This is a genomic window from Barnesiella sp. CU968 (assembly GCF_905219685.1).
Lineage (GTDB): Bacteria > Bacteroidota > Bacteroidia > Bacteroidales > Muribaculaceae > Lepagella > Lepagella muris_A.
Genome location: NZ_CAJMXD010000248.1, coordinates 1 through 4,464, shown reverse-complemented (window position 1 = coordinate 4,464; position 4,464 = coordinate 1). Strand labels below are relative to the sequence as shown.

The window sequence follows — 4,464 nt, the reverse complement described above, 5'->3', positions numbered from 1 at the left end:
ATCCTTTCAGGTCTCGTGGGCTCGGAAATTTGTTTAAGAGACGAATTTCACGGCATACGAGATTGTTACCGATGACCTCCGCGACTATCGCTTCTATGCCCGAGACCTTGTCCATCCGTCAGACACGGCTGTGGAGTATATCTGGGACGTGTTTCAGGAGACATATCTTGACTCCGTCGGAAAAGAAAAGCTGAAAGCCGGGGAGAAAGAAACAAAACGGTCGCTCCACAGGAATATAATAGGCAATCGGTAAAATTACCGGCTTTAATTCCAAGTAATCCTGAAACAGCTTATTTAACAACGAAATAACACACAATGAAAAAACTTATTATTTCGCTTTTGGGAGCGATATCGTTCCTGACATGCAATGCCGACAAAAAAGAGATCGTAAAATACGAGTTCGCATATGGCGACACAATTCGCACATATTCCATGTATCTCCCCGACACACTCAGACAGAACGCACCACTGGTGATCTACACACACGGCTACGGATCCAAAACACGCTGGCGCACCGGTCTGAACGCCACTGCCGAACGTGAAGGTTTCGCGGTGTGTTATCCCGACGGGGCACCGGACTCGCGTGGAAAAGACGGATGGAAAGTCGGTTATCCACCTCAGGATTCCATGAATATCGATGAAGCGGATTTCTTTGCGAAACTCAAGGAGGAGGTGTGTTCTCGTTTCAACCTGAGCAGGGAAAACTCTTTTATGGCAGGAATGTCTAACGGCGGAGACCTATGCTACCAGCTTGCCTTCACCGCTCCCGGACTTTTTCGTGCGTACGCATCGGTGGCGGGACTGCTTTTTGAATGCACCTATCTAAACAATCCGTTGCCTCAAGCCGTTCCATTTATGGAGATTCACGGAGACGCCGACAAGACATCCATGTGGGAAGGCGACCATGACAACACCGGAGGCTGGGGCAGCTACATTCCCGTGCCCCTCGCAGTCAGCACTATGGCAACGGCAAACCGCTGCTGTTCCATGCGCACCGAAACTTTCCCCACGCTTAACGACCCGACACGTACCGTGACCCGCACCACATATTACGACTCACCTTCCGGTTTTGATGTCGAAGTCTACAGAATCGAGGGCGGCGCGCACTCCTGGCACGTCAAAGATATTGACACTCACAATGTAGTGTGGCGCTTCTTCTCGAAATATCTTCTTCCGTCGAAGGAAGACCGATGAGTTGCCGTGTAGTGTGTTTGCATACTAAATGAGATTTTATTAATTTTGCAATTCAAAAGAATCCCGAGACATTTGTCCAAGGATTCAACTGATAGATATGCAACCCATCATAGAGAAAATAGACCCCGCGCTGATAGAGGCAGAACTGACGCCCGACAGACTCCTGCGCCATACCAACAAAGGTGACAACGAGATTTATGTCGTCGACGCCTTCAATGCGCCCCATACCATGCGTGAGATCGGACGATTGAGGGAAATCGCATTCCGTGATGCCGGAGGCGGCACAGGTCTCGACTGCGACATAGATGAATTTGACACCATGCCGTCTCCTTGCCGCCAGATGATTGTCTGGAATCCCGCCGACCGTGAGATAATCGGCGGCTACCGCTTTATTCTCGGCGAAGACATAGAGATTGTGAACGGAGTGCCTAGAATAGCCACATCCCACATGTTCAGGTTCTCCGAGCGGTTCATATCTGAATTTCTTCCGGAAACAATCGAACTCGGGCGCTCGTTCGTGGCTCCTGAATACCAGACGACAAAAGCCGGCGCAAAGGCATTGTATGCCCTTGACAACCTCTGGGACGGTCTCGGCGCGCTGACGGTGATATATCCGCAGATCAAGTATCTTTTCGGCAAAGTGACAATGTATCCGCAATATAACCATGAGTGCCGCGACATGATTCTTGGATTCATGCACAAGCATTTCCCGGATCCTGACTCCCTTGTCACACCAATCGACCCGCTGCCTACAGCTGCGGATTCCATCGAAATACAGTCTCGCTTCACCGGGTCTGACTATAAAGAGGATTTCCGCATCCTCAATCATTTCATCCGCGAACATGATCTGAAAATCCCCCCGCTCGTAAACTCATATATGGCTTTGTCACCCACAATGAGAATGTTCGGAACCTCCATAAACCGTGAATTCGGAGATGTCGAGGAAAGCGGCATATTCTTCAAGATTTCAGACATTTTCGAAGACAAGAAAATGCGGCATATAGGCTCCTATTCCATGTAACACAAATTTCTCCTCATTCAACTCCTCACACACCCAGATGAACACAACAATCCTTATGCTTGGCGGCTCACGCCGCGTCTCGGTAGCCCAGCTGTTGAAAGACAGCGGCAAACGTCTCGGATGCGATGTAAAGATCATAGCCTACGAACTTGACACCGAAGTCCCCATCGCCATAGAAGGCGAAGTGATAAAAGGGAAAAGCTTTTCAGACCCGGATGTGATCGAAGACATCACACGAGTTGTAAAAGAGCATGATGTCAAAATAATTCTCCCCTTCATCAATCCGGCTATAGAGATAGCATCGTTGTGCAAAGAGAAAATAAACGGGGTATTTGTGCCGGTGGCTGACTTCTCCACCACATCCCGCATGTTCGACAAAGTCGAGGCTGCACGTCTCTTCAAAGAAGCCGGCTTCCCGATTCCCCGCACATATTCCGTAATCGACAATGAGATGCCGGCAATCGTAAAGCCCCGCAAGGGTGGCTCATCGAGAGGAATCAAGATATTTCACGATGTGGAAGACCTGATGCTCCTACAGAATCTTGACAAATATATAATTCAGGAATACATAGAAAACAACAGGGAATATTCCGTTGACTGCTACATAAGCGAATCCGGCGATATTCTTGCCACTGTTCCCCGTGAACGTCTTGAGATAATGGGGGGAGAAGTGACCAGAACAAGGACATACCGCAACACCCAGCTCATCGACATGAGTCGCAAGGTCATCGAACATTTCCGTCTTACTGGTCCGGTGACAATCCAGTTCCTGCATGACCTTGACAAAGACCGTTTCCTGTTGATGGAAGTAAATCCGCGTCTCGGCGGCGGCGTCATATGCTCGATATATGCAGGCGCCCCGATCACAGACTATATATTGCTTGAAGCAATGGGTAAAAAAGTAACTCCGTCTACCGGTTGGGAAGACGGAGTCCTTATGGCTCGCTATCAGAAGGAAGCTATTTTCAGACATTGAAACGGAAATGCATGATGTCGCCATCCTGCACCACGTATTCTTTCCCTTCAACGCCCATTTTTCCCGCTTCTTTTACCGCCGCCTCAGATCCGAGCGATACGTAATCCTCATATTTGATTACTTCCGCACGGATAAATCCTTTCTCGAAGTCTGTATGGATTATACCGGCTGCCTGAGGGGCTTTGGTTCCGCGCATGAATGTCCACGCTCTCACTTCGTCTGCGCCTGCCGTGAAATATGTTTGCAGGTCAAGCAGTGAGTAGGCTGCACGTATCAGTCGGCTCACACCCGATTCCGACAGTCCTATTTCCTCAAGAAACTCCTTTCGCTCCTCCCATGTGTCGAGTTCGGCTATCTCGCTCTCGGTCTTCGCCGCCACAATCATCAGATCCGCTCCTTCTCCGGCAATCGCCTCACGTACTGCTTCCACGTAATGGTTGCCATTGACAGCCGACGCGTCATCCACATTACACACATAAAGCACCGGCTTGTTGGTGAGCAGGAACAGCTCGCGCGCAAATTTCTCCTCCTCTTTTCCCTCAATCACGACAGAACGGGCGGCTTTACCCTGCAAAAGAGCCTCTTTATAAGCATTAAGCACCTCAAGCTGCATCTTCGCAGACTTGTCACCACCTGCCTTTGCAGCCTTCTCAGTCTTTGCAAGCCTTGCCTCTACGGTCTCAAGGTCTTTGAGCTGAAGCTCATAATTGATAACCTCCATGTCGCGCACCGGGTCCACCGTTGTGTCGACATGTGTTATATTATCATCATCGAAGCAGCGGAGCACATGAAGTATGGCATCCGTTTCGCGAATATTGGCAAGGAACTTATTGCCGAGTCCCTCACCCTTGGACGCACCTTTCACAAGACCGGCTATATCCACGATCTCTACTGTGGCAGGCACTGTAGAGCGGGGATTGCACATTTCCACCAGCTTTGTCAACCGGTCATCGGGAACTGAAATCACACCTACGTTTGGCTCAATCGTGCAAAACGGGAAATTGGCACTCTGTGCCTTTGCGTTACTGAGACAATTAAATAGAGTGGATTTCCCTACATTGGGGAGTCCAACAATTCCACATTTTAATGACATATATCTTTTATTTCTGATTATTCTGCAAAATTAGCTAAAAAATTTCAATTCACAGAAGGTATGTGCGAACCAAAAGCCTCGCAAAAGTGTTATATCATCAAATCCTACTCTCAACTGGCAAGTGCAAAATTAGCGATTTGACGGAAGAAAACATTTTTAGGCGAGTCAAAATTCAGTTTT

The 4,464-nt window shown here is 48.8% G+C and carries 5 protein-coding genes; 4 read left to right on the top strand and 1 reads right to left on the bottom strand.

Annotation, left to right across the window (positions count from 1 at the left end; translation table 11 throughout):
• The first annotated feature begins 61 nt into the window (after nucleotides 1-61).
• The 4 genes from JX312_RS14325 (at nucleotide 62) to JX312_RS09650 (ending at nucleotide 3,191) form a co-directional block, all read left to right on the top strand.
• Nucleotides 62-253 (top strand): GSCFA domain-containing protein, encoded by a 192-nt coding sequence (locus JX312_RS14325; RefSeq protein WP_370541495.1) that lies wholly within the window; start codon nucleotides 62-64, stop codon nucleotides 251-253.
• Between the two features lie 62 nt (nucleotides 254-315).
• Complete coding sequence (locus JX312_RS09660) at nucleotides 316-1,194, top strand: PHB depolymerase family esterase (RefSeq protein WP_123403021.1); 879 nt, start codon at nucleotides 316-318, stop codon at nucleotides 1,192-1,194.
• A 97-nt stretch (nucleotides 1,195-1,291) separates the two neighbouring features.
• On the top strand, nucleotides 1,292-2,215 hold the full coding sequence (locus tag JX312_RS09655) for a GNAT family N-acetyltransferase (protein ID WP_204457846.1): 924 nt from the start codon (nucleotides 1,292-1,294) through the stop codon (nucleotides 2,213-2,215).
• Nucleotides 2,216-2,252: 37 nt separating this feature from the next.
• On the top strand, nucleotides 2,253-3,191 hold the full coding sequence (locus tag JX312_RS09650; protein ID WP_204457845.1) for an ATP-grasp domain-containing protein: 939 nt from the start codon (nucleotides 2,253-2,255) through the stop codon (nucleotides 3,189-3,191).
• Here JX312_RS09650 and ychF read toward each other — a convergent pair.
• Entirely contained in the window at nucleotides 3,181-4,284 is a 1,104-nt protein-coding gene (gene ychF / locus JX312_RS09645) for a redox-regulated ATPase YchF (RefSeq protein ID WP_124029447.1), read from the bottom strand. The genes JX312_RS09650 and ychF overlap by 11 nt on opposite strands.
• Nucleotides 4,285-4,464 lie beyond the last annotated feature (180 nt).

Coding starts and splice junctions, on each gene's coding strand:
- JX312_RS09655 (WP_204457846.1), top strand. CDS start 1,292: ATGCAACCCATCATAGAGAAAATAGACCCCGCGCTGATAGAGGCAGAA.
- JX312_RS09650 (WP_204457845.1), top strand. CDS start 2,253: ATGAACACAACAATCCTTATGCTTGGCGGCTCACGCCGCGTCTCGGTA.
- ychF (WP_124029447.1), bottom strand. CDS start 4,284: ATGTCATTAAAATGTGGAATTGTTGGACTCCCCAATGTAGGGAAATCC.
- JX312_RS09660 (WP_123403021.1), top strand. CDS start 316: ATGAAAAAACTTATTATTTCGCTTTTGGGAGCGATATCGTTCCTGACA.